A 22,465-nucleotide genomic window follows, 5' to 3' on the forward strand; every position below is an offset into this window, starting at 1 on the left:
CATTCTGCGGAATACTGAAACAAGATACCGGAAGGACGGTGATGTTCGGCCAGTCGCATTCCCATAGAGTTTGGAGAATGATGAACGCCCTGATTGACGCCCGCCCTGAATGGGCGGACCAGGATACCTTTGAAGCTGACCGCGAACAGATACTTCATTACGGGCTCTCTGCTGGTATGAGCATCGAAGAGCTTCTCAAGATCACAGATCCAGACATAATTCTGGGACTGTGGGCGGCGGCTGCGGCGAAAGAGGCTGAAGTGTAAGGAGGCTCTAGTTTGTACTTTCATGAGAGACGGCAGCTTCGATGACCACAGGTATTCTCTGCGCGACACCCGAAGAATTCGACGCGCTTCATCATCGGCTCAAGTTTGACAAGGCGTCCCTGACCCTGGCTGGGTTTGAGTTCTGGAAGGGACAGGTTCCGAACCGCTCTCGCCCCATCGTCCTGGCCCAATCCGGCATCGGTAAGGTCAACGCTGCCACATTAGCGACGATTCTGTTCACGACTTTCGGCTGCGACGACCTGATTTTCTCCGGTGTCGCTGGAGCCTTGACCGATCTTGAGGTCGGCTCAGTGGTGCTGGTCACCAGGGGAGCTACCCACGATTATGGTCTGGTGAGCAATGGCGTCTTCACCTGTGTCGCAGACGGCGATTATCCATTGCCGGGAGTTGCGAAGCCCTTGCAGAACCTTTCGCCTGTCCCAGCCCAAGTTGAGCAAACCATGGCGCACCTCCGGGACCGGATGGCCGACAACCTCACCATTCGGCTCGGCTCTGTCCTGTCAGGGGACGTGTTTATCAACTGCCAGGATGCCCGGACTCGCTTGCAAGCCCTGGGCGGGGACATCGTGGATATGGAGTCATCGGCAGTCCTCGAAGTGGCCCGCCGTTTCGGGAAAGCAGCCTATATTGTTCGCACCATCTCGGATGGGGCAGGGGACGACAGCCATCTTTCGTACGCTGAAATGGTGGCTACCGTCGCCCACAACTCGGCGCTTTGCGTTGAGGATCTGCTTAGGATCATGCCATGACCGATGACGCTGGATCGCCAATCTCTGCGCGTAAACTTTCAAGCTCAATAGAGCCGTAGCCTGTTGGGCGGTTGTGACATGGATCTGAAGGTTCTTGATGGAAGAACTCGACGTTATCGCTCTCCCAGATGGCCGCCGTGGAACTGTTGTTCACGTCTCATCGGACCGCGCAATGATCATCGTTGAGGTCGGGTCAGAGCTTATCGACTACACATTCGAGGAAAATGGTTTGACGGAGATCTCCCGGACAACCGTGGTCCCGGAGGATCTCGTGGGGCTTTTGATCGAGGGCGAGCGGGCCGCTGATCGGGGGTGAGACCATCGACGTGACCGCCTGGACACCGGACGAGATCGCTAATCTGAGCGATTGGCCTCGGGCTGATCCTGATTCACTTCGTGGGAATTCTGATCACCAACACGTCCGTCAATCCCGCCCGCAGCACCGGTCCGGCCCAGTTCGTCGCTTCACGATCTGGGCATCCGGAAATGGGCTGCTGCCCGACAGGGGCTTTATCGAAAGCTCCGAGGTGGGAGTTGATCATTTCGAGGTTCGTCGGATCGAGCGCCCATACCATCTTTCTTCGACACAATGTCAATAGATAGTGCTCTCAACATGGCAAGTACTGCTTCACGAGCACCCTGTTTTGAATAGTCAATCTCGCCTGTTAATGTCGCGTTCAAGTCAAATACCTAATTCTCTGGCGGATGACACAACTGGATGACAGCAAAAAGCTTGTGCTTATTTTGGAAGATGAAGTTCTAATCGGAATCAATCTTCAAGATGAGTTGCAGGATGCGGGCTATCGGATCGCAGGACCTTTTGCGACCTGCGCTTCAGCGCTCGAATGGCTTCAGACATCGACACCTGATGCGGCCATCCTCGACGCAGCGCTAAAGGATGGGACCTGCCGGGAGATTTCGCTTGAGTTGAGGAAGCGGGCGGTGCCGTTCGTGATCTATTCAGGCTATGGGGAGGATCGAGAGCTTCTCGCGGAGTTTCACCAAGTTCCCTGGATCGAAAAGCCGGTTCCACTGTCTGTGCTCGTCCAAGCCTGTCAGCAGCTTCTGATCAGTCCTTACTGAATCCGATTGGATTAATCAGCTTGGCTTGAAACCTTTCCGTCCTGCGCAGGCAAGGACTACAGAATCAACTTGCCCGAGATCACAGGGGGGCCTGCCTACTCAAGCTGGTGGGCACCAAAACAGATAAAGCCACAGCAAGACTAGACCGCCACAGAGAACACCCGAGCCTTATCGGATAAACCCTTCAGGGAACGAGTGCCTTCATCAACAAACCGGAGACCAGAGCCCGCCACCAAATCGCGAACTGTCCGCGACACCAGCACCTGACCGCCCTGAGCTTGGGCTGCGATACGGGCTGCGATGTGAACCGCGATTCCGGCAATGTCCTGGCCCTTTAACTCGATCTCACCAGTGTGCAGGCCACAACGGATTTGCAAGCCAAGGGAGTGCGCCACACCGATGATAGCCGCCGCGCACCAAACTGCTCGCGCAGGCCCATCGAATGTAGCAAGAAAACCATCGCCAAGTGACTTCACTTCCTGCCCTCGAAATCGGGAGATTTCCTGGCGCACGAGGTTATCGTGCTGATCCAATAATGTGCGCCAGCGGCGATCACCAAGGTCCGATGCCCGCTTGGTTGAGCCTACGATGTCCGTGAGCAAAACCGTAGCAAGGACGCGATCCACCTCCACAGCAGCCCGAGAACCGGTTACGAACTCCTGGATCTCATTGGCGATGTCGTCTGCGTTCTCGCCAATGTAGGGCAGGTGATCCGTCCCCGCAAATTCCGCCAGACGCGCATGCGGGATGTGCTGGGCTAAGAAGCGACCATCCTCGATGCCCACTGCGATGTCCTCCGTCCGGTGAATCACCAGCGTCGGGACGCGGATGGCGTTCAACACACCGGAAATATCGATCTCTTGGTTCATCCGCATAAGGGCTTTGGCGGCAGCGGGCGTTGCGCCCACCCGCTCATGGCGAGCCCAAATCTTCTTGAACCCGGCGTCGTTAGCCATCGACGGAGCATATTTCCACACGCTCTCGCCCGTGCCCCATTTCTCTTCAACGTACCGATAGAACGCGGCCAGCTTCTTTTCGGTCGGATACCAGCCGGAGAACGTTGCAAACGCGCCATAAAGGATCAGTGACGAGCAGCGGTCCGGATGGCTCGCCGCGAAAAGGATGGCAAGGGCCCCCCCTTCCGAGATGCCCAGCAGAACGGCACGCTCGGAATAAGCCGCGTCCATCACGGCTCTGGCGTCATCCATTCGCTCGTCGAGGGTCGGCACGGACCCTGCCCGGTCCGACAGACCTGTACCTCGCTTATCGAATGTGATCACACGGGCAAATCGACCGAGCCGCTCTAGCCAGCGTGCTGCACTCGGATTGTCCCAGGTCTCCTCTACGTTCGAGATGAATCCAGGCACAAGCACAAGATCGACGGAGCCCGCGCCGAAAACTTGATAGGCGATGTGAAGATCGCCACTTCTCGCATAGCGGGTCTCAGGTTGCATTGCATGATCCTGCAAGCACAGGCGCGGCAGAGCCTTCGCCAAAAACAGTTGAGCGCCCAAATAGCCGGGATTTCGAGGGGGCGAATGGGCAACTTGGGCCACAACCATTCGGCGTCAGTATAGCCGTGATCTCCTGTGGGACAAAGCTGATCTGACTTACGCCGGATGGAGACCTTGATTGGGTCGATCTGCCCCCCTCGCAGGTGGGCGGATGATTACGGGGCGGTGTTCGGAGGGGATATACCTTTCGATCCTTCCCACCTTATGAGCTTCCGCATCATCGGCGGTAGGTCCGGGGAAGGGTGGCTGATCGCCTCCAAGTCCGTGTGGCGAGCTTTGCACTTCGGATCGTACTGGCCGCGAGGTCGCTCCCAAAGGAGGGACTTCATAGGGCAGTCGAGGGCGATTTTATCGAGACGGTCGCATAGCTGAATGTCGGCCCCGTGCTTCTCAGCCAGACGAACGAGCCGGTACTGACCCCTCCTGTGCGGCACAGCGGGCAATCGACCCGGACGATGCCTCATGAGAATTGCACAGCCGTTCGACCATCGCTGCCCAACTTCGCAATATGAACGAAATGGGAACATCGGGTCGCAGGTTCCGACTCTTCGCGCAAGGCCGAGTCGGACATCACCGATGCTCACGAAGAGCGCGGGGTGCTGATTCTAAGGTTGTCAGGAACGTCGTTAGAACCCAACCTGTAAAACAGGGTGTAAAACACCGCTTTTGAGATCACAGGGGAATCGCAAATTCCTCAATAATTTCAAATGGCTGGGGGACCTGGATTCGAACCAAGACTAACGGAGTCAGAGTCCGCTGTTCTACCATTAAACTATCCCCCAACGAGCCCGGCCCTGACGCCGCCTTGCCGGAGAAAGATCGATCCGGGAGCGGGCGGTCGGTGTTCGTGGTGGCGCTGAAATAGGGGCTTTTTCGGGCGCGGTCAACCCTCCTGGATGGGGCTTCCTGCATCTGCGTAAGCGAGCGGCATCCGTAGGGGAGGGGCCGGGCAGTCTCAGGGCGCTGCGGTCACGCTTCTCCAGGGAAATCGTCGCGGGTCGCAAGGTCGACGAAGTCGATCAATACGGATTCAATTCTGTCGGAACTGGCTTCGCCGATGTCGATGTCCAGCCGCCGGGTTTCCTTGGGAAGATACATGTAGACATGGGCGATTCCCGTCTCGGCCAAGTCGACTTCCAGCGTGCGGGTGGTCTTGCGACCGTCCACGAAAAGGTCGAGGCGACCGCGACCGAGGGACGGATAATCCCGGTGGGAATAGTCATGGGGCGGGGTCACGCTGACCTTGATCTCGGCCCCAATGACGGACAGCCTTTCGTTGAGGCCCTTCAGCAGAGGCGGGATGACGTCCCGCACCTTAAGCCAGGATTTGAGGGCGGCGCGCTTGCGCATGGCCCTCGCGTCCGCGTCCCGGCTCCTTCTGTCGGCTTCTGCACCGGCATCCCGGCGCTCAAAGGCCTCGCGGTAGAGAACCCGCTCCAGGCGCCTCTCATTGTCATCCCGGCTCATATCGTCGCCCTCTCAAGGAAAAGCTGGCCCGTCGAATCGGTCGCTTTCCGGTAGACCCCTTTTAGAGCCAACACGGCGGCTGGACATTGCGTTAGGACAAATGTCCCGCCGGCGAGGATGCCTTCCGAAGGGGAATTCAGGGTTTGTTCAACTCTGCCGTTTCATTGTCTGCGCAAGGCCGGACCCGAGTTGAGGACCGGCAGGAGACAACGACATGACATTCGGTCGGTGGGTCCCCCGGTGGACCTTGGGGGCAGTGGCAGGGATCTTAAGCCTCGGCGCCTTGAATGCGCAGGCCGCGCCTCTGTCCGTGGGATCGGCGTCTGCCCCGGCAACGGTGCAGCAGGTCCAGTTTTTCTATGACGGGCCGGATTACTACGATCCGCCTCCGCGTCGCTATTACGGGCCGCCGCCGCGCCACTATGGGCCCCCTCCGCCCCGGGGAGGCTATTATCCGCCGCCGCCGCGCTACAGCCGCGAGGCCCAGAAGGAATACATGAAGGATTACCGGCGGGCCCAGAAGGAAATGACCAAGGATCAGATCCGCGCCTGGAACCGCCGCAACGGCTTCTAGGACACGTCCCCGATACTGAGAAAGAGGCCGGCTCCACGGGCGTGGGGTCGGCCTCAATCGTCCATGGCGCCGCTTTCGGGCGGCATGTCGAGGTCGAATTCCGAGCGCAGCTGCGCGTCGTCCGCAGCATCCTCCTCGGCGGCGGCGATTCGTTCGTAGCGGTCGAGGGCGCCCTGGAGAATGTAGGCGGCCGCCATTTTGTCCACGGCTTCCGCCCGCTTGGCGCGGGAGGCATCCGCATCGAGAAGGGTTCGGGTTACGGCCATGGTGGAGAGCCGCTCGTCCCAGAACAGAATCGGCCCACCGTAGATCGGCTTGAAGTTGCGCACGAAGGCGCGGGTCGCCTGCGCCCGGGGGCCTTCGGTCCCGTCCATGTTGAGCGGCAGGCCGATCACCAGTCCGCCTATGTCGTGTCGGTCGATCAGGGCCTTCAGGCGCTGCGCATCTGGCGTGAACTTCACCCGTTTGATCGTCTCGAGCGGGGTCGCGATCCGCCTTTCCACGTCGGACAGGGCGAGGCCGATGGTCTTCGTGCCGAGGTCGACACCCATCAGGCGCGCACGGGGGGAAAGCCCCTGCATGAGCGCGATCAGCTCCTGGTCATTGGCGAGCAAAGCGGCCTCCTTGTCGCCGGCACCTTACAGGAAGGCGGGCCGGAAGTCGTCCCGCTCCGTCATGGATCCCGCCCAGGCAGGCGCGTCTTTTCTCAGAGTATGGAATTGCCTAGCTTTCCGGCCAATGCCGCGCCTGCAGCCCGACGGGGCGTGGCCGGCCGCGGTTTCTGCCCCATCTGTCTTGCCATTGTGAGGATCCAATCATGAAAATCACCTGGTTCGGCCATTCGGCCTTCCGACTCGACTTCGCCGGCAACGTTGTGCTCATCGATCCGTTCTTCACCGGAAACCCGGCCTTCGAGGGCAGCCGGGACAAGGCTTGTGAGGGCGTCACCCACATCCTCGTCACCCACGGCCACGGGGACCACGTGGGCGACACGGTCGAGATCGCCAAGAAAACCGGCGCGACCGTGGTGACGAATTTCGACCTGTGCATGTATCTGGCCAGCCAGGGAGTCGAGAAATTCGACCCCATGAACACGGGCGGCACCATCGCGCAGGACGGCTTCACGGTGAGCATGGTCCGGGCCGACCATTCGGCCGGTCTCGTCGAGATGGGCGTGAATTTCCCCCTGGGCAGCGCCAACGGCCTGATCGTCAAGGCGCCGGGGGAGCCGACAGTTTATCACATGGGCGATACGGACATCTTCGGCGACATGGCCCTGATCGCCGAGATCCATCAGCCGGATGTGGCCATGGTGCCGATCGGCGACCGCTTCACCATGGGCAGCGAGGTCGCGGCCCTGGCCGTGCAGCGCTTTTTCAAGCTCAAGGCCGCGATTCCCTGCCATTACGGCTCGTTCCCGATCATCGAGAAGACCGCCGACCGTTTCGTGGCCGCCATGGACGGGAAGGGCACCCAGGTGGTGGTGCCGCACAAGACCGTCGGCGTGACGATCTGAGGGCGGCTTCCTTCGCTTCCTTTCTCCACGGGGAGAGAGGAGGAAGGGTCGTGGCCACATCCGACATTGCGGCGCGAGGCGGGCGGGTGTTATAGCCCGGCCAAACGCATCAAAGGGTTTGGCCATCCATGTCGGTCGATCAGAAAACCGTTCGCCGGATCGCGCATCTGGCGCGCATTGCCGTCACGGAGGAGGATGTTCCGCACCTCCAAGGCGAGCTCAACGCCATCCTGTCCTTCGTCGAGCAACTCAACGAGGTGAATGTGGACGGGGTCGAGCCGATGACCTCCGTGACGCCCATGACCATGAAGAAGCGCCAGGACGGCGTGACGGACGGCCAATGCGCCGAAAAGATCCTCCGCAACGCTCCGGCGCGGGAGGACGACTTCTTCGTCGTGCCCAAGGTGATCGAATAGGCCATCCGTCGTCTCGCGCGTCGCCGCGCGGGCGCCGGAGGCAATCCGTCCTGCGAACCCTCATCACGATCCCGGCCCGCCCTGAGGCCTGGGATGCCAAGGATCGAATCCCGTGACAGACCTTACTCATCTCACGATCTCGGAGGCCCGCGAGGGTCTGAAGGCCAAGTCCTTCTCGGCCACGGAGCTCGCCCAGGCCCATATCGACGCCATCGAGAAGGCGAGGGCGCTCAATGCCTATGTGCTGGAGACGCCCGAGAAGGCGCTCGCCATGGCGAAGGCCTCCGACGAGCGGATCGCCAAGGGCGAGGCCGGCGCTCTCGAAGGCATCCCGCTCGGCATCAAGGATCTCTTCTGCACGGAGGGCGTGGAATCCACGGCCGGCTCGAAGATCCTCAAGGGCTTCAAGCCCGCTTACGAATCCACCGTCACCCAGAACCTGTGGAACGACGGCGCCGTGATGCTCGGCAAGCTCAACATGGACGAGTTCGCCATGGGCTCGTCCAACGAGACCAGCGCCTTCGGCCCGGTAGTGTCGCCCTGGCGCCGCGCCGGCTCGAACGTGTCCGCAGGCGCCTCCGGGGCCATTGAGGGCTCCCATCTCGTCCCGGGCGGCTCCTCGGGTGGTTCGGCGGCGGCGGTCGCGGCGCATCTATGCCTTGGCGCAACCGCGACCGATACGGGCGGCTCCATCCGCCAGCCGGCCGCCTTCACGGGCACGGTCGGCATCAAGCCGACCTATGGGCGCTGCTCCCGCTGGGGCACGGTGGCCTTCGCGTCCTCCCTGGACCAGGCCGGGCCGATCACCCGCACGGTGCGCGATGCCGCCATCATGCTGCGCTCCATGTCTGGCCCGGACCCGAAGGACACCACCTGCACGGACCTGCCGGTGCCCGATTTCGAGGCCGCCGTTTCGCGGGGCGTGAAGGGGCTGAAGATCGGCATTCCGAAGGAGTACCGGGTCGACGGCATGTCGCCCGAGATCGAGGCGCTCTGGCAACAGGGCACGGAATGGCTGCGCGCGGCCGGCGCCGAGATCGTCGAGGTCTCGCTGCCGCACACGAAATACGCCCTGCCGGCCTATTACATCGTGGCGCCGGCCGAGGCCTCCTCGAACCTCGCCCGCTATGACGGCGTCCGCTACGGCATCCGCGAGAATGGCCGGGATATCGTCGAGATGTACGAGAAGACCCGTGCGGCCGGCTTCGGCCGCGAGGTCAAGCGCCGGGTCATGATCGGCACCTATGTGCTCTCGGCGGGCTATTACGACGCCTATTACGTCCGCGCCCAGAAGATCCGCACCCTCATCAAGCGCGACTTCGAGGAGGTCTATGCGAAGGGCGTCCACGCCATCCTGACCCCGGCGACGCCGTCTGCGGCCTTCGGCATCGGCGAGAAGGGATCGGGCGACCCGGTCGAGATGTATCTCAACGACATCTTCACCGTGACGGTGAACATGGCGGGCCTGCCCGGCATCGCGGTTCCGGCCGGGCTCGACCAGCAGGGCCTGCCCCTGGGCCTCCAGCTCATCGGCCGCGCCTTCGACGAGGAAACTCTCTTTGCCGCCGGTCAGGTCATCGAGGATGCGGCCGGTCGCACTACGCTGCCGGGCGCCTGGTGGGCCCAGGCGTGACGCCTCCCTCCGTCCCCGTCGCGGTCTGGCTCTGGAGCGCTTTCGACCCGGTGCTCGTGATCGTCGCCGTGCTGCTCGGCTGGAAGGCCGATCAGGCCGGCAAGCTCATCATCGCGGCCATCGTGGCGCTCGTCGTCGCGGTGCTGTTCTCCTGGATGGTCACGGGGCTGAACATCCCCTGGATCGCCCCGGTGAGCCATGACAGCCCGACGCTCCTGCCCGTCAGGGTCGTCGCGGCCCTGATCTGGGCCGCGGGCGCCTATGCGGTGCGGCGCGCCATGGGGCGCTAGGCTAGGGCACGAACCTAATACCGTCATTCCGGGGCGCACCTTCAGGTGCGGGCCCGGAACCCATAACCACTGACGTTTCAGGATGAAGCGCAGCGGCTGCCGTTGCTCCCGCCTTGAACCATTGTGTTTATGGGTTCCGGGCGCGCCTGCGGCGCCCCGGAATGACAGGACCATGCCGACTAGGTCTCGGCGATCCCGGCGGGTGTTCCGCCACCCGACAGGGCGCCGTCGATCTCCGCAAGGGTCGCCTTCTCGGCGTCGCTGACCGCGACGCCGCCAAAGCCCAGGAAACCACCCTCCCGGCCGGCTTCAGCCGCTTCCTGTGCCACGTGCTTCAGCCATGCCTTGAAGGCGGGCGCGTCTTCGGGCGCTTTCGTATCGAGGATGCCGGCCACGGCACGCAGCTCGTCGATCGCCTTTTGCTTTGCGGCCGAGAATTCACTGCCCTTGAAGCGCTCCTGGAAGGAGTGCCGCACCGCATCCCGGGTTGCCGGATCCGCGATGTCATCCGCAACAGCCTTCACGAGCGGATTGGCATTGGCGTCCTTTTTCGCTTCGAGAAGCGCCCAGCCACTCGACATGGATTCCTTCAGAAGGCTCCACAGGCCGCTGGGCTCCGCGGCCGTAATCGCCATGCCGGCCACCATGGGGCTGGCGACGATCCGGGCCCATTCGTCGGGCGTGAAACTGGATTTGCTGGCCATCTCTGCCTCCCTGCATAGAGTTGCGGGCGGACAATCCCGCCCCGAGGCTCAATGACCGGAAGCTTGGCTCTGTTCCGTAATCCCGAAGGTGGCCGCGAGTCCATCGCGTCCGACCGGCGTGATGGCGAGCGCCCGGCTGTCCTTGATCCGGGTGATCCAGCCGAGCTCGAAGAGCCGGCTGCACAGGGCCGCACCGAGGCGGCCCGCGAGGTGAGGGCGGCGCTCGCTCCAATCGAGGCAGGTCCGGCAGAGAGCACGGCCATGGGCGCCCTGGTCCAGGTCGATGCCGAAATCGCAGAAGAAGCGGCGTCCCTCGTCCGTGAGCGCACCGGCACTGTCGGAAAGCACCACATGGCGGCGCTCCGTCAGCGTATCGGCGAGTGCGATGCCGAGCCGGCCGGCGAGGTGGTCGTAGCAGGTCCGGGCGCGGCGCAGGGCCTCATCCTTCGGCCCGACCGGGCGGTGGCGCTTCGGTCCGAAAGACGCGACCGCCATGAGCGCCTCGATGGCCTGGGCGACCTCGGGTGAGGCCAGCCGATAATAACGGTGGCGGCCCTGGCTTTCCACGGCCACAAGCCGGGCCTCGGTCAGCTTGGCGAGATGGCCGCTCGCCGTCGGGGCGCCGACGCCGCCGTGCCAGGCGAGTTCGCCGGCCGTGAGGGCCCTGCCGTCCATAAGCGCCGAGAGCATGTTGGCACGGGTCACGTCGCCGATCAGGGCGGCGATTTCCGCAAGCGTGATGCCTGAGACCATGTTCGTCATGGGGAACATCCTAGCGTCCGGAGGCCGGGCGGTCATCGGGGAACGTTTCGGTGGCGGACGAAGCGTTCCGACGGGACGACGGACCGGTGCCGTGTCAGGGTCGCGCACCTTCGATCCGCTCGCACCGAGAGACCTCAGCGATGAAACCCGCCAAACCGCCCAACTACGCCCTCGAACTGTCCCTGCTCGCCGCGCTCGCAACCCTCTGGGGCGCCTCCTACACCTTCATCAAGCTCGGTATCGAGACCATTCCGCCTGTGACGCTGATTGCCGCCCGGACCGTGATCGCCGGGGCTGTACTGCTCGTCATCCTGCGCCTGCGCGGCATCGTGCTGCCGAGAGATGCCGCGACGTGGCGGAAATTCGCCGTCCAGGCCTGCCTCAACAGCGTGGTTCCCTTCACGCTAATCGCCTGGGCGGAAAAGTCCGTGGATGCCGGTCTCGCAGTCATCCTGAACGCGATGACGCCGGTCTTCACCTTTCTGATCACGGTCCTCTGGACACGGCATGAGCCGACCACGTTCCGCAAGATGGCCGGCGTTGCGGTTGGCCTTGCGGGGACCTGCGTGATCGTCGGCATGCAGGCCTTCCAGCATGTGGGGCAGGAACTGCTGGGCCAGCTCGCGGTGGTGCTGGCAACCGTGTGTTACGCTGGGGCGGCGATTTTCGGGCGCAATTTCAAGGGCCTGGACCCGATGGCGCCTGCGGCCGGGTCCCTGGTCTGCGGTGCTGCCATTCTGATCCCGGTCAGCCTTGTCGTCGACCGGCCTTGGACCCTGTCCCCGTCCGGGACGTCAGTGGGTGCCCTTGTCGGGCTGGCGGTCTTCTCCACGGCCCTGGCCTTCGTGCTGTATTTCCGGCTGATCCACACCCTCGGATCCGTGGGCACGACGGCGCAGGGCTACCTGCGGGCTCCCATCGGCGTTGCGATCGGCGCTTATTTCCTCGGCGAGAGGCTGGATTCCTCCGCCTGGATCGGTCTCGTCTGCATCCTCGCGGGGGTCGCACTGATGACCCTTCCCAGGAGAATTTTCCGGCCGGCCCTCGGGACCACCTGAGAAGGCATGAAAATGGGCCTGACCGGGTGGTCAGGCCCATGGATGCAAACTCGATAACGCGCGGGGCGTTACGGCTTCGGCGCAGGCGAACCGGTCGACGGAGCCGCGGGCGAAGCCGGGGCGGCCGGAGCGGTCGTCGAGCCCGTATTGGGCGAGTTCGGTGCTGCGGGCTCCGTCTGGGTTTGCGGAGCAGTGGTGCTGCCGGTCGTGCTCACGTCCCGGTTGCCGCCGTCATAGAAGAGGAAGGCCAGCAAGCCGAGGGCGATCACGAGGCCGCCAATCAAGTATGCGAGAGTATTCGAGCCGCGAGCCTCGCGGTCGTAGACCTCAGTCTCTCGGTTGTACAGGTTTGGATCGCGATCCATCGGATCTACAGCCATCGTTATCTCCTTGACCATTTACCAGCCGAACAACGCCCGATATCGGCCGTGGTTTCATGGAGGCCCCGCTTCATGGTTAAATATCTGTGCACAAATTATAAATGAACTTAACAATACTCTGCGTAACCTGAACAGATGTTCAGATTCGAAAGGGGTTGACCGGAGCGGCCCGAGGCTCTTACTCCGGTTCCAAATCATCGTATTCTGAAGGCGCGAGGCCGCATGAACGCTCCGGTCAATCCAAAGAAGCTCATCAAGGGCGCCACAGGCGATTGGGAAATCGTCATCGGCATGGAGATCCATGCCCAGGTGACGAGCCAGGCCAAGCTGTTCTCCGGGGCCTCGACGGCCTTCGGGGGCGATCCGAACAGCCACGTCTCGCTGGTCGACGCCGCTATGCCGGGGATGCTCCCGGTCATTAATGAGGAATGCGTGCGCCAGGCGATCCGCACCGGGCTCGGCCTGAAGGCGCAGATCAACCTGAAGAGCACCTTCGACCGGAAGAATTATTTCTATCCGGACCTGCCCCAGGGCTACCAGATCAGTCAGTACAAGAGCCCCATCGTGGGTGAGGGGACGGTGATCGTCGACGTGCCGGAGACCGGCGAGACCATCACGGTCGGCGTCGAGCGCCTGCATCTGGAGCAGGATGCCGGCAAGTCGATCCACGACCTGCACCCGACCATGAGCTTCGTCGACCTCAACCGCTCGGGCGTCGCCCTCATGGAGATCGTCTCCAAGCCGGACCTGCGCTCCTCCGACGAGGCGCGCGCCTATGTGACCAAGCTGCGCACGATCCTGCGCTATCTCGGCACCTGCGACGGCGACATGGAGAAGGGCAACCTGCGGGCCGACGTGAACGTGTCCGTGCGCCGCCCCGGCGAGCCCCTCGGCACACGCTGCGAGATCAAAAACGTCAACTCGATCCGCTTCATCGGCCAGGCCATCGAGGTCGAGGCGCGCCGCCAGATCGGCATCCTTGAGGATGGCGGCGTCATCGAGCAGGAGACCCGTCTGTTCGATCCGGGCCGTGGCGAGACCCGCTCCATGCGCTCCAAGGAAGAGGCGCACGATTACCGCTATTTCCCCGATCCGGACCTGCTGCCGCTCGAGTTCGACCAGGCCTATGTGGAAGACCTCGCCCAGCACCTGCCGGAATTGCCCGACGAGAAGAAGGCCCGCTTCATGGCCGATTACGGCCTGCCGGCCTACGATGCCGGCGTTCTGGTGGCCGAGCGCGCTTCCGCCGATTTCTACGAGGCCGTGGCCAAGGGCCGCGACGGCAAGGCGGCCGCGAACTGGGTCATCAACGAGCTCTTCGGCCGCCTCAATAAGGAAGGCAAGGACATCGCCTCCTCGCCCGTCTCGGCGGACCAGCTCGGCGGCGTCATCGACCTGATCGGCGAGGGCGTGATCTCGGGCAAGATCGCCAAGGACTTGTTCGAGATCGTCTTCACCGAGGGCGGCGACCCACGCGCGATCGTCGAGGCCCGCGGCATGAAGCAGGTGACCGACACCGGCGCCATCGAGAAGGCCATCGATGCCGTGATCGCCGCCAACCCGGACAAGGTCGAGCAGACTAAGGCGAAGCCCACCCTGCTCGGCTGGTTCGTCGGCCAGGTCATGAAACAGACCGGCGGCAAGGCCAACCCGCAGGCCGTGAACGAGCTGCTTAAGGCGAAGCTCGGTATCGAGTAACGGGCAGGAGCCTCCTGCCCGTTCCATAGTGCTCCAGGCCGGGCCTCTTAGGCCCGTGCCAACACGACATGGGCGCTCATGCGGTTCTCGAAGGCCGAGGAGCCGAAATGTTCGGCGAGGGCGGCGGCGACCCGGTCCGTCACCTCGGCGAGACGGTCGGCGCCACGAGCCTCGATTTCACCGCGCAGGGGCGTTCCCTGGCATAGGCCGATGGCGACCTCGCGGGGCGAGGGGGCCTGCGATACCTTCTCGACGGTCTCGATCTCGATCGTTCCGAAACCCGCGTTCCGGAGGTCGTCGCGGATGCGCTCCGAGTTGAAATAGCCGAATGGCGCGCGTTCGAAGAATCGCGGAGGGTCATCCGGGAAGACGTCGCCCACCGCATCATGCACGACCTCGCTCATTGGATTTGCCGCGAGATTATTCCAGACGCTGAACCGGAGCCGTCCGGCGGGCTTGAGCACGCGCAACGCCTCCCGAAAGGCCCCGATCTTGTCAGGGAAGAACATGGCGCCGAACTGGCACACCAGCGCATCGAAAGTCCCGTCATCGAACGGAAGGGCCTGTGCGTTGGCCTGCTGCCATCGCACCCGCCCGCCCGAAATGGTCGATGCGGCCCGGTCGAGCATCGCCTGGTTGAGGTCAGTCGCAACGATCTCGGCCTCCGGCAGCGCCGCCGCGAGGGCGCGGGTGACGGCTCCCGTCCCCGCTGCCGTCTCAAGGATCCGCCGCGGGGCGTCGCTCCGCACGCGCTCCGCCATATCCTGTGCATAGGGCGCGAAGAGAAGGGGAACCAGATACTGTTCGTAGATCGCCGGGATCGAGCCCGCAAAGGTGACATCGGCGGTGCTCATGGCCCACCTCCACCGTGAAAGACCCGATCATCGCGCCCGCGAAGCATGGCCGCAAGGGCGCATAGGGAGGAGGCCGAGGGGTAGAGAAACCGATTCCCGCGGGCATCACCATGGGGCCGGCATGAGGGCGATGCTGATGGTTTCAGGTCAAGCCAATCGGCGGGCTGTGCCAGCTCGACCCAACCGGATCACACCTAGACCGCATGTCCGACAAGCGAGCCGATCATGGCGGTGGCTGCCATCGCGAATGCGCCCCAGAACGTGACACGAGCGGTCGGCTTGAGAACGGATGCTCCGCCCGCTCGCGCGCCAAGCGCGCCCAGGATGGCGAGACCCACGAGCGAGCCTCCGGAGATGGCGGGTGCCGTCCAGGCAGCTGGGGCCATAATGGCGATCACAAGAGGCAAGGCCGCTCCCGCCGCAAAGGTTACGGCCGACGTCAGTGCAGCCTGAACCGGACGGGCAACCACGTGCTCCGACAGCCCGAGCTCGTCCCGGGCATGGGTGGCGAAGGCGTCTTTTGCCATCATCTGCTGGGCGACCTGACGCGCCAGCGCAGGCTCCACGCCTCGCTTCACATAGATTTGCGTGAGTTCATCCAGTTCGGCCTCGGGCTGTTCCGCGAGTTCCCGCCGCTCCCGCTCAAGATCCGCATTCTCCGTATCGGCTTGTGAGCTCACCGAGACGTATTCGCCGGCGGCCATGGACATTGCGCCAGCGACGAGACCCGCGACACCTGCCACGAGGACCTCGCTGGCCGACGTCGAGGCGGCGGCCACGCCGACCATGAGGCTTGCGGTCGAGATAATGCCGTCATTTGCGCCGAGAACGGCCGCGCGCAGCCAGCCGATCCGTTGGATCAGGTGAGTCTCACGGTGGAGCGGATGCATGCGGACCTCCTTAGGGCCATCAAAGTCGCCTGTGCTCCGGCGTGGCCGATTTTTGCCCGACCGGCAAGAGCGCGTCAGCCGATTGCTGCCCGGTGTTACCCAGGTGCGTCCGACGCTCAAACCGGGTTCATGCGTTGCATGGTTCCGTCTCGGAGCACGAACTGGTGCCACAGGGCGATGAGGGCATGAAGGCCGGCCAGGATCAGGATGAGCGTGCCGCCGGTCTCGTGAAGCTCGGCGATGGGGCCGGGTGCGCCCTGTACGGAGGCCGCAAGGGCCGGCAGCGGCAGGCCGAAGAACGACACCGGCACGCCGAGCCGCGAGGCGGCGTACCAGCCGGAGAGCGGCAAGGCGATCATGAAGAGGTAGAGCACGCCGTGGCCGACCTTGGCGGCGAGGTTGAGCCAGGGGCTGTGCGGATCCTCGATGCGGGCTTTGCTGCCCCACCAGCGGGCGACCAGGCGCGGCAGCACGAGCAGGAGCACGGCCAGCCCGAGCGAGAAATGCAGCACAGGCGGGTTGAGGCGGACTTGGCGTCCGCCCTCGGCCGTGAGCCAGGCCGCCAGGATCAGCACGGCCATGGCCCAGTGAAGAAGGATCAGAGACTTCGAATAGCGCGGCATCGATGATGTCCTTCCATATTAGGGTACAACGGTCCTGGCCTCAGCAGCCCGCGCATGGCGCAGGATCGAAACCGTCCAATCTCCTGTCCCGGGAAGTGTCGCCTGGGATCTTTCATAAACGCACTCTCTATCTCGGCCTGCCTGTCATTTCGCTGACAGCGCTTCACAGCGCGGCGTCAGCCCGCATGCGCCATTCACAGGGACATTCCAGCCGGCCCTCATGGCCGCTGGACGCAACAGGAGAGACACATGCGCACCACCATCGCCCTAGCAACGATCGTCGCCATCGCCGGCGCCTTTTCGGCCCAGGCGAGCAGCCTCGGGCGTCCCTGCACCACGGCGCCCCAGAGCCAGTGGCTCTCGGTCGAGGCTCTCAAAGCCAAGGCTGAGGCCCAGGGCTACCGGGTTCAGAAGGCCAAGATCTCCAAGGCCTGCGGCGAGATTTACGCCCTCGATCCAAACAACGCTCGGACAGAGCTCTTCGTCGATCCCACCTCGGGCGAGATCATCGCCAAGGAGTGACGCCATGACTGCGAGCAAATCTGCAACAGAAGCCGCCGGCGTCATGCCGGCGGCTGCCACTGCTTCACCCGGAGGCAGGTTCGTGCGCGTTTGGGATCCGTTCATCCGCACCTTCCACTGGAGCCTTGTCGGCCTCTTCGGCCTCGCCTTCGTCACCGGAGATGAGACCGAGTGGCTGCACATCCGCGTCGGCTATGCCATCGCGGCACTTGTCGCGGCACGGATCGTGTGGGGCTTCGTCGGGACCCGGCATGCACGATTCAGCGACTTCGTTCGGCGGCCAGGGGAGATCGCGGCCTATGCGGCGCAGGCGCTTCGATTCACGGCACCGCGCCATCTCGGTCACAACCCGGCTGGCGGCGCCATGGTTCTAGCCTTGCTCGTCATGATCGCCGGCATTGCGGCAACGGGTTTTGCCATGACGACCGATGCGTTCTGGGGCTCCGAATGGGTCGAGGACCTGCATGAGGTCCTCGTCTACACGACCATTGGGCTGATCGTCCCCCATGTGGCGGGTGTAGTCTTTTCCAGCCTTGAGCATGGCGAGAACCTCGTGAAGGCGATGTTCACGGGCCGTAAGAGGGCACCCTGAGCCCTCCTGGCTTATGACGGGCCGGGCAGCCGAACCTCGGCGAGAAGGCCGCCAAGCGGTGAGCGCCTTAAGGCGAGCGAGCCGCCATAGGTTTCGACCAGATCCCCGACGATGGCGAGACCCAGCCCTGTCCCGGGGCGGGTCTCGTCCAGCCGCCCGCCGCGGGCAAGCACCGTCTCGATCTGCTCCTCCGGCACACCGGGACCATCGTCCTCCACTCGAACGACGACGGCATCGCCGTCTCGGCCGCCCTCGATCCTCACCGTATTGGCCGCCCAGGTGGCGGCGTTCTCGGCCAGGTTGCCGAGGATCTCAGTCAGGTCCTGAACATCCATCCGGGCGCCGAGACCATCGGTGGCCTCGACCTGCCACGACAGCTTCTGACCCTGGGGCGTTCGCCGGAGCACACCGACCACCCGCTCGATCACGGGTCGGACCGGCTGGAGTGGCCCTGACCGCGCGCGTAGGCCAGCCCTCGCCCGCACCAGCTCACGTTCCACGTGCCGGCGCATCCCGGTGGTAATTGTCTCGATCTCGTCGGCGAGGCGCGTGTCGCCGCGCGCACGCAGTTCCTCCGCGTCGGCGCTCAGAACCGTCAGCGGCGTTTTCAGGCCATGGGCCAGGTCGGCGGCCCGCGCCCTTGCCCGGGCGATGGCCTTTTCCTGTTCGTCGAGCAGATGATCGACCTCGGCCGCAAGAGGTCGGACCTCGTCCGGGAAAGCCTTGCCCAGCCGGGCCGTTTCGCCCGAACGGACTTGCGCCAACCGACGGCGCACGGCATCGAGCGGACGCAGCCCCACATCGACCTGACCCCACGCCGCGGCAATCAGGACCGCGGCCAGGAGCGCCAGAGAGGGAACGAGGTCGGACGCAAAGGCAAGGCCGGCGGCATGGACCTCCGCGCGATCCAGGGCCACGGCGACGCGGATCGTTCCTCCTCCGAGGCTGGCCGGCAGGGAGATCCGGCGCTCGACCGCCAGGAGCGAGACCCCGCCTGGGCCGGTGATCGTGTGCTGGTGGATCTCTCCGGCGGCCGGCATATCGGGCGGCAGGGGCAGCGTATCGTCCCAGAGCGAGCGGGAGCGCAGCACCGCTCCCTGCGGTTCCTCCGTGATCTGCCAGTACATCCCGCTCAGGGGCTGAAGAAACCGAGGCTCGGCCGGAGCGCTGCCGATCTCGAGGGTGCCGTCAGCCGTTCGGGTAAGATTGCTTACGAGCTGATTGAGGTGCGAGCCGAGTTCGGCCGCCATCCGCCGCTCCACATGCCGCTCGAACAGCAGCAGCAGACCAAAACCGGCGACTGTTAGGGCAAGAACGACGGAGACGACGCCAGCAGCAAGCAGCCGCAGCCTGAGCGAGCCCTGCCTCATGTGGCCGCGGCCCCTGGTACGAGATAACCGAAACCGCGGCGGGTCTCGATCAGCCCGACTCCCAGCTTGCGGCGCAGGCGCCCGACGAGCACCTCAAGGGCGTTCGGGTCGCGGTCGTGGTCATGCGCGTAGAGGTGCTCCATCAGCTCCGCAGGCGGGATGACCCGTCCGGCATGGTGCATAAGATAGCTCAGGCAACGGTATTCGAGCGGCGAGAGGTTAAGAGGCACATCGTCGACCGTGACCCGCATCCTGCGGGTGTCAAGCGTGACAGGCCCGGAGGCGAAGACGGGGGCGGCCCGTCCTGCGGCCCGGCGCAGAAGGGCCCGAACGCGGGCAAGCAGTTCTTCCATGGCGAAGGGCTTGGTCAGATAATCGTCGGCACCGGCATCGATGCCTTCGACCCGCTCCGCCCAGGCCCCTCGCGCCGTCAGGATCAACACGGGCAGGTCGCGCCCGGCCGCGCGCCACTTCTTGAGCACGGCGAGGCCGTCCATCTTGGGCAGCCCGAGGTCGAGCACAACCAGATCGTAGTCTTCCGTATCTCCGCGAAACCATGCCTCTTCGCCATCGGCAACGTGATCGACCGCGTAGCTTGCTTCCCCCAGGACGGCTTCCACCTTCCGGGCAATGCGGGGATCGTCCTCAACGAGAAGAATGCGCATCAGTGGCCCTCGCGCTTGAGGATCGCGGCTGTGGCGGCGTCCACATAGACCTCCCACAGGCGTCCATCCGGGTCGATTACTTTGAATTTATAGACCCAGCGGTCGCGCTTGCGCTCGAATGATACGCCGACCACCTCGCCGCCAAGATCGGACCGCACGCGCGTCAGAATTTCAACCAATGCCAAGGCCTCGCCTCGCTCGACGGCGCGGCGGGCCCGGTCGTAGTCGCGCTCGCGGTCGGCCAGGACGTCGGACGGCAGCAGGGCTGCAGCGAGGCCGAGAACGAGAATATCGCGGCGGGTCTTGCTCATGAGGGGAGAATGCCTCCACGCACCTGACAATTCGCTGACATGGAACAACAGCAGGCCGCAAGCGGCAGGTCGCTAATGTCGTTTTCATCGATCCGGACATGCCGTTCGGACCAAGTCACCAGGAGACCGACATGCGCACGATCATCATGATGTCCGCCCTTCTTACAGTTGGACTCGCCGCCCCGGCAATCGCCGAAGATTCGGGCAGCCGCTGCCAATCCGGCGCCGACGGCCAGACCGTTGCCGCAAGCGAGGTCAGCAAGGGGCTTGAGGACCTTGGCTACCACGTGAGCCGGATCGAGGCGGAGCATGGCTGCTACGAAGTGCGGGCAGTCAATGAAAGCCGCTTCCCGATCAAGGCCGTCTATGCCCAGGCCACGGGTGAACTTGTCCAAGCACGCCTTCGCTGAACGAGGCTCTTAAGAAGCCAACGGAACTAGGAAATTGGAGACCCTCACATGTTCATGAACAGACTTATCCTCACCGGCGCCGTGGTCTTTGTTGGTCTGGCGGCGGCCCTCCCTGGGGCCGCATCCGCGGCCGGACCCCACGGACACCCGGCAGCCGCCGTGGAATTGACGCTCGACAACGGCCAGAAGTGGCAAACCGATGAGGTCTTGAGGACGGCAATGGGCCAGATTCGGGACGCGGTAGATGCTTCCCTGCCACCGATCCATGAAGGCCGGTACAGCGTTGCCGAGTTATCCACGCTGGGCGACTGGGTACAGGAACAGGTCGATTATGTGGTGGCGAATTGCAAGCTGCCCGAGGACGCGGATCTTCAACTCCATCTGGTGCTGACCCAGGTTCTCGACGGCGTCGGCATCATGAAGGGGGCGGGCGGTCAGGAACAGGGCGCTGCAACCATCGTTCAGGCTCTGAACGCCTATGGTGAGCATTTCGACCATCCGGATTGGAGGCCGCTGGCGCATGAATGATGGACGCGACATCGAGGGGGCGTCCGGCATCGGAGGTTGACCCTGGTCAATGACATTCCGCGGCGGGATTCCGAGAATGCCGCCGCGTTGAAGCCTGACAGCAAAATAACCGACCGCTTATGGTGGCCGAAGGAGCACCCGATGGGGCATATCAAGATCGCATTCTGGGGTTCCCTGGCCCTGCTCGCTGGCCTGTGGCTGCTTGCCGATCCTCTCGCCCTGCAATCCAGCGGTTTCTTTGCGTTGCGCGGATCGATGGTGCAACTCACCGGCATCCTCGCCATGGGCTGCATGAGCCTGGCGATGGTTCTCGCCCTGCGCCCGCGCTGGCCAGAGCAGTGGCTGGGCGGCCTCGACAAGATGTATCGCCTGCACAAGTGGCTTGGAATCGGCGGCCTCGTGTTTGCAGTCACGCACTGGCTCTGGTCGCAGGGACCCAAATGGGCGGTCGGGCTCGGCTGGCTGGAGCGGCCTGCCCGTGGCCCAAGGGCTCCGATCGACAACGCGGTGGAGCAGTTCCTGCGGACTCAGCGCGGGGTCGCAGAGGGTGTCGGCGAATGGGCCTTCTATGCGGTCGTGATCCTCATTGTCGTGGCGCTTGTCCGTTGGATCCCGTACCGGATCTTCTACAAGACCCACCGCCTGATCGCCGTTGCGTATCTGGTCCTGGTCTTTCATGCCGTCGTGCTCACTCAGTTCAGCTACTGGACGACGCCTCTGGGCTTGATCATGGCAGGTCTGCTGGCCTGGGGAACGGTGGCGGCCATCCTGGTTCTGCTTCGCCGTGTCGGGGCAGGCCGCAGGGTCGAGGGGCGGATCGTCAGTCTTCACTATTACCCTGAGCTTCGCATTCTCGAGGGAGAGATCGACATTCCCAAGGGCTGGCCAGGGCACAAGGCGGGCCAGTTTGCCTTCCTGAGCGGAGATCCTACGGACGGGCCTCACCCCTACACGATCGCCTCGGCCTGGAGCCCTGCCGAACATCGGCTTACGTTCATTACAAAGGAGCTGGGCGACTTCACGACAACATTGCGCGACAAGCGGTATGTTGGCGAGCCAGTGATCGTGGAAGGGCCATATGGATGCCTCACCTTCGAGGACGATTGCCCAAGCCAGATCTGGGTCGGCGGCGGGATCGGCATCACCCCCTTCATCGCCCGCATGAAGCAACTCGCCTCGGCGCGGCAGTCGGAACCGGGACCGTCCCGGCCACAGGAGGTCCACCTATTCCATTCGACGGCCGATTACAGCGAAGAGGCTATCGCCAAGCTGAAGGCCGATGCCGCAGCCGCAAACGTCCATTTGTACGTTCTCCATGACAAACGCGATGGCCGATTGACCGGAGAGCGCATTCGCGCCGCTGTTCCAGAGTGGCGTGAGGCCAGTATCTGGTTCTGCGGCCCGCCCGGGTTTGGGGCTGCCCTGCGGCAGGATTTCGCAAGTCACGGCCTGCGAGTGTCCCGTCGTTTCCACCAGGAGCTCTTCGCCATGCGCTGAGGCCGGCGCTGCGGCCAGGCGCGATTGCCGGATCCCGGATTGGCCGAATTGCGCGGTTGCGCAGGGCTGGTG

28 protein-coding genes, 1 tRNA gene and 1 pseudogene are annotated in these 22,465 nt (G+C 63.8%); 17 read left to right on the top strand and 13 right to left on the bottom strand.

The genetic code is table 11. The features are described 5' to 3' along the window. The first annotated feature begins 77 nt into the window (after nt 1-77). From C4E04_RS08800 to C4E04_RS08820, 5 genes and pseudogenes are all read left to right on the top strand, one after another. Complete coding sequence (locus tag C4E04_RS08800; RefSeq protein WP_162559335.1) at nt 78-266, top strand: hypothetical protein; 189 nt, start codon at nt 78-80, stop codon at nt 264-266. A gap of 41 nt (nt 267-307) precedes the next feature. Beyond that, entirely contained in the window at nt 308-1,036 is a 729-nt protein-coding gene (mtnN, locus tag C4E04_RS08805; RefSeq protein ID WP_109596789.1) for a 5'-methylthioadenosine/S-adenosylhomocysteine nucleosidase, read from the top strand. 97 nt (nt 1,037-1,133) lie between these two features. After that, nucleotides 1,134-1,352 (top strand): hypothetical protein, encoded by a 219-nt coding sequence (locus C4E04_RS08810; RefSeq protein ID WP_109596791.1) that lies wholly within the window; start codon nt 1,134-1,136, stop codon nt 1,350-1,352. 47 nt (nt 1,353-1,399) lie between these two features. Beyond that, a pseudogene (locus C4E04_RS21380) lies at nt 1,400-1,498 on the top strand (aquaporin); the annotation flags it as partial. 243 nt (nt 1,499-1,741) lie between these two features. Next, nucleotides 1,742-2,119 (top strand): response regulator, encoded by a 378-nt coding sequence (locus tag C4E04_RS08820; protein ID WP_109596793.1) that lies wholly within the window; start codon nt 1,742-1,744, stop codon nt 2,117-2,119. Nucleotides 2,120-2,259: 140 nt separating this feature from the next. On the opposite strand, the gene C4E04_RS08825 is transcribed toward C4E04_RS08820, so the two are convergent. From C4E04_RS08825 to C4E04_RS08840, 3 genes are all read right to left on the bottom strand, one after another. After that, nucleotides 2,260-3,573 (bottom strand): adenylate/guanylate cyclase domain-containing protein, encoded by a 1,314-nt coding sequence (locus C4E04_RS08825; protein ID WP_109600955.1) that lies wholly within the window; start codon nt 3,571-3,573, stop codon nt 2,260-2,262. A gap of 768 nt (nt 3,574-4,341) precedes the next feature. Next, nucleotides 4,342-4,415 (bottom strand) — tRNA-Gln (locus C4E04_RS08835). A gap of 187 nt (nt 4,416-4,602) precedes the next feature. Then, nucleotides 4,603-5,100: a hypothetical protein gene (locus C4E04_RS08840; protein ID WP_109596797.1), complete on the bottom strand. Its 498-nt coding sequence runs from the start codon at nt 5,098-5,100 to the stop codon at nt 4,603-4,605. A gap of 214 nt (nt 5,101-5,314) precedes the next feature. Here C4E04_RS08840 and C4E04_RS08845 point away from each other — a divergent pair, with 214 nt between their 5' ends. Continuing rightward, nucleotides 5,315-5,674, top strand: coding sequence for a hypothetical protein (locus C4E04_RS08845; protein WP_109596799.1), 360 nt, complete (start codon nt 5,315-5,317; stop codon nt 5,672-5,674). A 53-nt stretch (nt 5,675-5,727) separates the two neighbouring features. Here the strand turns inward: C4E04_RS08845 and ruvX are convergent, their stop codons facing one another. Next, the gene (ruvX, locus tag C4E04_RS08850) at nt 5,728-6,255 is read right to left on the bottom strand and encodes a Holliday junction resolvase RuvX (RefSeq protein ID WP_109600957.1); all 528 of its coding nucleotides are present in this window, start codon (nt 6,253-6,255) and stop codon (nt 5,728-5,730) included. A 236-nt stretch (nt 6,256-6,491) separates the two neighbouring features. Here ruvX and C4E04_RS08855 point away from each other — a divergent pair, with 236 nt between their 5' ends. From C4E04_RS08855 to C4E04_RS08870, 4 genes are all read left to right on the top strand, one after another. Further along, nucleotides 6,492-7,190 (top strand): metal-dependent hydrolase, encoded by a 699-nt coding sequence (locus tag C4E04_RS08855; RefSeq protein ID WP_109596801.1) that lies wholly within the window; start codon nt 6,492-6,494, stop codon nt 7,188-7,190. A 128-nt stretch (nt 7,191-7,318) separates the two neighbouring features. Further along, complete coding sequence (gatC, locus tag C4E04_RS08860) at nt 7,319-7,606, top strand: Asp-tRNA(Asn)/Glu-tRNA(Gln) amidotransferase subunit GatC (protein WP_109596803.1); 288 nt, start codon at nt 7,319-7,321, stop codon at nt 7,604-7,606. Between the two features lie 112 nt (nt 7,607-7,718). After that, nucleotides 7,719-9,239, top strand: a complete 1,521-nt coding sequence (gatA, locus tag C4E04_RS08865; protein WP_109596806.1) for an Asp-tRNA(Asn)/Glu-tRNA(Gln) amidotransferase subunit GatA — start codon at nt 7,719-7,721, stop codon at nt 9,237-9,239. Next, nucleotides 9,236-9,529 carry a hypothetical protein gene (locus tag C4E04_RS08870; RefSeq protein ID WP_109600959.1) on the top strand — a complete coding sequence of 98 codons (294 nt, stop codon included), beginning with the start codon at nt 9,236-9,238 and terminating at the stop codon, nt 9,527-9,529. Before gatA ends, C4E04_RS08870 begins: the two co-directional genes overlap by 4 nt. Before the next feature lie 179 nt (nt 9,530-9,708). Here C4E04_RS08870 and C4E04_RS08875 read toward each other — a convergent pair whose 3' ends face one another. Both C4E04_RS08875 and C4E04_RS08880 read right to left on the bottom strand, forming a co-directional pair. Further along, complete coding sequence (locus C4E04_RS08875) at nt 9,709-10,233, bottom strand: hypothetical protein (protein WP_109596808.1); 525 nt, start codon at nt 10,231-10,233, stop codon at nt 9,709-9,711. Between the two features lie 48 nt (nt 10,234-10,281). Continuing rightward, nucleotides 10,282-10,986 (bottom strand): helix-turn-helix transcriptional regulator, encoded by a 705-nt coding sequence (locus C4E04_RS08880; RefSeq protein WP_210204633.1) that lies wholly within the window; start codon nt 10,984-10,986, stop codon nt 10,282-10,284. Between the two features lie 149 nt (nt 10,987-11,135). Between C4E04_RS08880 and C4E04_RS08885 the strand changes: the two genes are divergently transcribed. Beyond that, on the top strand, nt 11,136-12,053 hold the full coding sequence (locus C4E04_RS08885) for a DMT family transporter (protein WP_109596812.1): 918 nt from the start codon (nt 11,136-11,138) through the stop codon (nt 12,051-12,053). A 68-nt stretch (nt 12,054-12,121) separates the two neighbouring features. Here the strand turns inward: C4E04_RS08885 and C4E04_RS08890 are convergent, their stop codons facing one another. Then, on the bottom strand, nt 12,122-12,433 hold the full coding sequence (locus tag C4E04_RS08890) for a hypothetical protein (protein WP_109596814.1): 312 nt from the start codon (nt 12,431-12,433) through the stop codon (nt 12,122-12,124). A gap of 222 nt (nt 12,434-12,655) precedes the next feature. On the opposite strand from C4E04_RS08890, the gene gatB reads away from it, so the two are divergent. After that, nucleotides 12,656-14,131 (top strand): Asp-tRNA(Asn)/Glu-tRNA(Gln) amidotransferase subunit GatB, encoded by a 1,476-nt coding sequence (gene gatB / locus C4E04_RS08895; protein ID WP_109596816.1) that lies wholly within the window; start codon nt 12,656-12,658, stop codon nt 14,129-14,131. Between the two features lie 47 nt (nt 14,132-14,178). Here the strand turns inward: gatB and C4E04_RS08900 are convergent, their stop codons facing one another. The 3 genes from C4E04_RS08900 to C4E04_RS08910 form a co-directional block, all read right to left on the bottom strand. Further along, on the bottom strand, nt 14,179-14,985 hold the full coding sequence (locus C4E04_RS08900; protein ID WP_109596818.1) for a class I SAM-dependent methyltransferase: 807 nt from the start codon (nt 14,983-14,985) through the stop codon (nt 14,179-14,181). A 194-nt stretch (nt 14,986-15,179) separates the two neighbouring features. Next, nucleotides 15,180-15,875, bottom strand: coding sequence for a VIT family protein (locus tag C4E04_RS08905; protein WP_109596820.1), 696 nt, complete (start codon nt 15,873-15,875; stop codon nt 15,180-15,182). A 116-nt stretch (nt 15,876-15,991) separates the two neighbouring features. Further along, the gene (locus C4E04_RS08910; RefSeq protein WP_109594326.1) at nt 15,992-16,498 is read right to left on the bottom strand and encodes a cytochrome b; all 507 of its coding nucleotides are present in this window, start codon (nt 16,496-16,498) and stop codon (nt 15,992-15,994) included. Nucleotides 16,499-16,747: 249 nt separating this feature from the next. Between C4E04_RS08910 and C4E04_RS08915 the strand changes: the two genes are divergently transcribed. Both C4E04_RS08915 and C4E04_RS08920 read left to right on the top strand, forming a co-directional pair. Continuing rightward, on the top strand, nt 16,748-17,020 hold the full coding sequence (locus C4E04_RS08915) for a PepSY domain-containing protein (protein WP_109596823.1): 273 nt from the start codon (nt 16,748-16,750) through the stop codon (nt 17,018-17,020). 4 nt (nt 17,021-17,024) lie between these two features. After that, a complete protein-coding gene (locus C4E04_RS08920) occupies nt 17,025-17,612 on the top strand; it encodes a cytochrome b/b6 domain-containing protein (RefSeq protein WP_109596825.1) in 588 nt (195 codons plus the stop codon). A gap of 11 nt (nt 17,613-17,623) precedes the next feature. On the opposite strand, the gene C4E04_RS08925 is transcribed toward C4E04_RS08920, so the two are convergent. From C4E04_RS08925 to C4E04_RS08935, 3 genes are read right to left on the bottom strand one after another with little or no spacing between them, the layout of a single operon-like run. Further along, nucleotides 17,624-18,982 (bottom strand): HAMP domain-containing sensor histidine kinase, encoded by a 1,359-nt coding sequence (locus tag C4E04_RS08925; RefSeq protein WP_109596827.1) that lies wholly within the window; start codon nt 18,980-18,982, stop codon nt 17,624-17,626. After that, nucleotides 18,979-19,647 (bottom strand): response regulator transcription factor, encoded by a 669-nt coding sequence (locus C4E04_RS08930; protein ID WP_109596829.1) that lies wholly within the window; start codon nt 19,645-19,647, stop codon nt 18,979-18,981. The genes C4E04_RS08925 and C4E04_RS08930 overlap by 4 nt, the downstream gene beginning before the upstream one ends. Next, nucleotides 19,647-19,958, bottom strand: coding sequence for a PepSY domain-containing protein (locus C4E04_RS08935; protein WP_109596831.1), 312 nt, complete (start codon nt 19,956-19,958; stop codon nt 19,647-19,649). Before C4E04_RS08935 ends, C4E04_RS08930 begins: the two co-directional genes overlap by 1 nt. A gap of 131 nt (nt 19,959-20,089) precedes the next feature. Here C4E04_RS08935 and C4E04_RS08940 point away from each other — a divergent pair, with 131 nt between their 5' ends. From C4E04_RS08940 to C4E04_RS08950, 3 genes are all read left to right on the top strand, one after another. Further along, nucleotides 20,090-20,368 (top strand): PepSY domain-containing protein, encoded by a 279-nt coding sequence (locus C4E04_RS08940; protein ID WP_162559336.1) that lies wholly within the window; start codon nt 20,090-20,092, stop codon nt 20,366-20,368. A gap of 48 nt (nt 20,369-20,416) precedes the next feature. Beyond that, on the top strand, nt 20,417-20,896 hold the full coding sequence (locus C4E04_RS08945) for a hypothetical protein (protein ID WP_109596835.1): 480 nt from the start codon (nt 20,417-20,419) through the stop codon (nt 20,894-20,896). Nucleotides 20,897-21,037: 141 nt separating this feature from the next. Next, the gene (locus C4E04_RS08950; RefSeq protein ID WP_109596837.1) at nt 21,038-22,393 is read left to right on the top strand and encodes a ferric reductase-like transmembrane domain-containing protein; all 1,356 of its coding nucleotides are present in this window, start codon (nt 21,038-21,040) and stop codon (nt 22,391-22,393) included. Nucleotides 22,394-22,465 lie beyond the last annotated feature (72 nt).

Origin of the sequence: Microvirga sp. 17 mud 1-3, from assembly GCF_003151255.1 — a bacterium.
Classification (GTDB): domain Bacteria; phylum Pseudomonadota; class Alphaproteobacteria; order Rhizobiales; family Beijerinckiaceae; genus Microvirga.

What these genes read in the sequence shown, in the direction of transcription:
- C4E04_RS08800 (WP_162559335.1), top strand. Translation starts at nt 78, where the DNA reads ATGATGAACGCCCTGATTGACGCCCGCCCTGAATGGGCGGACCAGGAT.
- mtnN (WP_109596789.1), top strand. Translation starts at nt 308, where the DNA reads ATGACCACAGGTATTCTCTGCGCGACACCCGAAGAATTCGACGCGCTT.
- C4E04_RS08810 (WP_109596791.1), top strand. Translation starts at nt 1,134, where the DNA reads ATGGAAGAACTCGACGTTATCGCTCTCCCAGATGGCCGCCGTGGAACT.
- C4E04_RS08820 (WP_109596793.1), top strand. Translation starts at nt 1,742, where the DNA reads ATGACACAACTGGATGACAGCAAAAAGCTTGTGCTTATTTTGGAAGAT.
- C4E04_RS08825 (WP_109600955.1), bottom strand. Translation starts at nt 3,573, where the DNA reads ATGCAACCTGAGACCCGCTATGCGAGAAGTGGCGATCTTCACATCGCC.
- C4E04_RS08840 (WP_109596797.1), bottom strand. Translation starts at nt 5,100, where the DNA reads ATGAGCCGGGATGACAATGAGAGGCGCCTGGAGCGGGTTCTCTACCGC.
- C4E04_RS08845 (WP_109596799.1), top strand. Translation starts at nt 5,315, where the DNA reads ATGACATTCGGTCGGTGGGTCCCCCGGTGGACCTTGGGGGCAGTGGCA.
- ruvX (WP_109600957.1), bottom strand. Translation starts at nt 6,255, where the DNA reads ATGCAGGGGCTTTCCCCCCGTGCGCGCCTGATGGGTGTCGACCTCGGC.
- C4E04_RS08855 (WP_109596801.1), top strand. Translation starts at nt 6,492, where the DNA reads ATGAAAATCACCTGGTTCGGCCATTCGGCCTTCCGACTCGACTTCGCC.
- gatC (WP_109596803.1), top strand. Translation starts at nt 7,319, where the DNA reads ATGTCGGTCGATCAGAAAACCGTTCGCCGGATCGCGCATCTGGCGCGC.
- C4E04_RS08875 (WP_109596808.1), bottom strand. Translation starts at nt 10,233, where the DNA reads ATGGCCAGCAAATCCAGTTTCACGCCCGACGAATGGGCCCGGATCGTC.
- C4E04_RS08880 (WP_210204633.1), bottom strand. Translation starts at nt 10,986, where the DNA reads ATGGTCTCAGGCATCACGCTTGCGGAAATCGCCGCCCTGATCGGCGAC.
- C4E04_RS08885 (WP_109596812.1), top strand. Translation starts at nt 11,136, where the DNA reads ATGAAACCCGCCAAACCGCCCAACTACGCCCTCGAACTGTCCCTGCTC.
- C4E04_RS08890 (WP_109596814.1), bottom strand. Translation starts at nt 12,433, where the DNA reads ATGGCTGTAGATCCGATGGATCGCGATCCAAACCTGTACAACCGAGAG.
- gatB (WP_109596816.1), top strand. Translation starts at nt 12,656, where the DNA reads ATGAACGCTCCGGTCAATCCAAAGAAGCTCATCAAGGGCGCCACAGGC.
- C4E04_RS08900 (WP_109596818.1), bottom strand. Translation starts at nt 14,985, where the DNA reads ATGAGCACCGCCGATGTCACCTTTGCGGGCTCGATCCCGGCGATCTAC.
- C4E04_RS08905 (WP_109596820.1), bottom strand. Translation starts at nt 15,875, where the DNA reads ATGCATCCGCTCCACCGTGAGACTCACCTGATCCAACGGATCGGCTGG.
- C4E04_RS08910 (WP_109594326.1), bottom strand. Translation starts at nt 16,498, where the DNA reads ATGCCGCGCTATTCGAAGTCTCTGATCCTTCTTCACTGGGCCATGGCC.
- C4E04_RS08915 (WP_109596823.1), top strand. Translation starts at nt 16,748, where the DNA reads ATGCGCACCACCATCGCCCTAGCAACGATCGTCGCCATCGCCGGCGCC.
- C4E04_RS08920 (WP_109596825.1), top strand. Translation starts at nt 17,025, where the DNA reads ATGACTGCGAGCAAATCTGCAACAGAAGCCGCCGGCGTCATGCCGGCG.
- C4E04_RS08925 (WP_109596827.1), bottom strand. Translation starts at nt 18,982, where the DNA reads ATGAGGCAGGGCTCGCTCAGGCTGCGGCTGCTTGCTGCTGGCGTCGTC.
- C4E04_RS08930 (WP_109596829.1), bottom strand. Translation starts at nt 19,647, where the DNA reads ATGCGCATTCTTCTCGTTGAGGACGATCCCCGCATTGCCCGGAAGGTG.
- C4E04_RS08935 (WP_109596831.1), bottom strand. Translation starts at nt 19,958, where the DNA reads ATGAGCAAGACCCGCCGCGATATTCTCGTTCTCGGCCTCGCTGCAGCC.
- C4E04_RS08940 (WP_162559336.1), top strand. Translation starts at nt 20,090, where the DNA reads ATGCGCACGATCATCATGATGTCCGCCCTTCTTACAGTTGGACTCGCC.
- C4E04_RS08945 (WP_109596835.1), top strand. Translation starts at nt 20,417, where the DNA reads ATGTTCATGAACAGACTTATCCTCACCGGCGCCGTGGTCTTTGTTGGT.
- C4E04_RS08950 (WP_109596837.1), top strand. Translation starts at nt 21,038, where the DNA reads ATGGGGCATATCAAGATCGCATTCTGGGGTTCCCTGGCCCTGCTCGCT.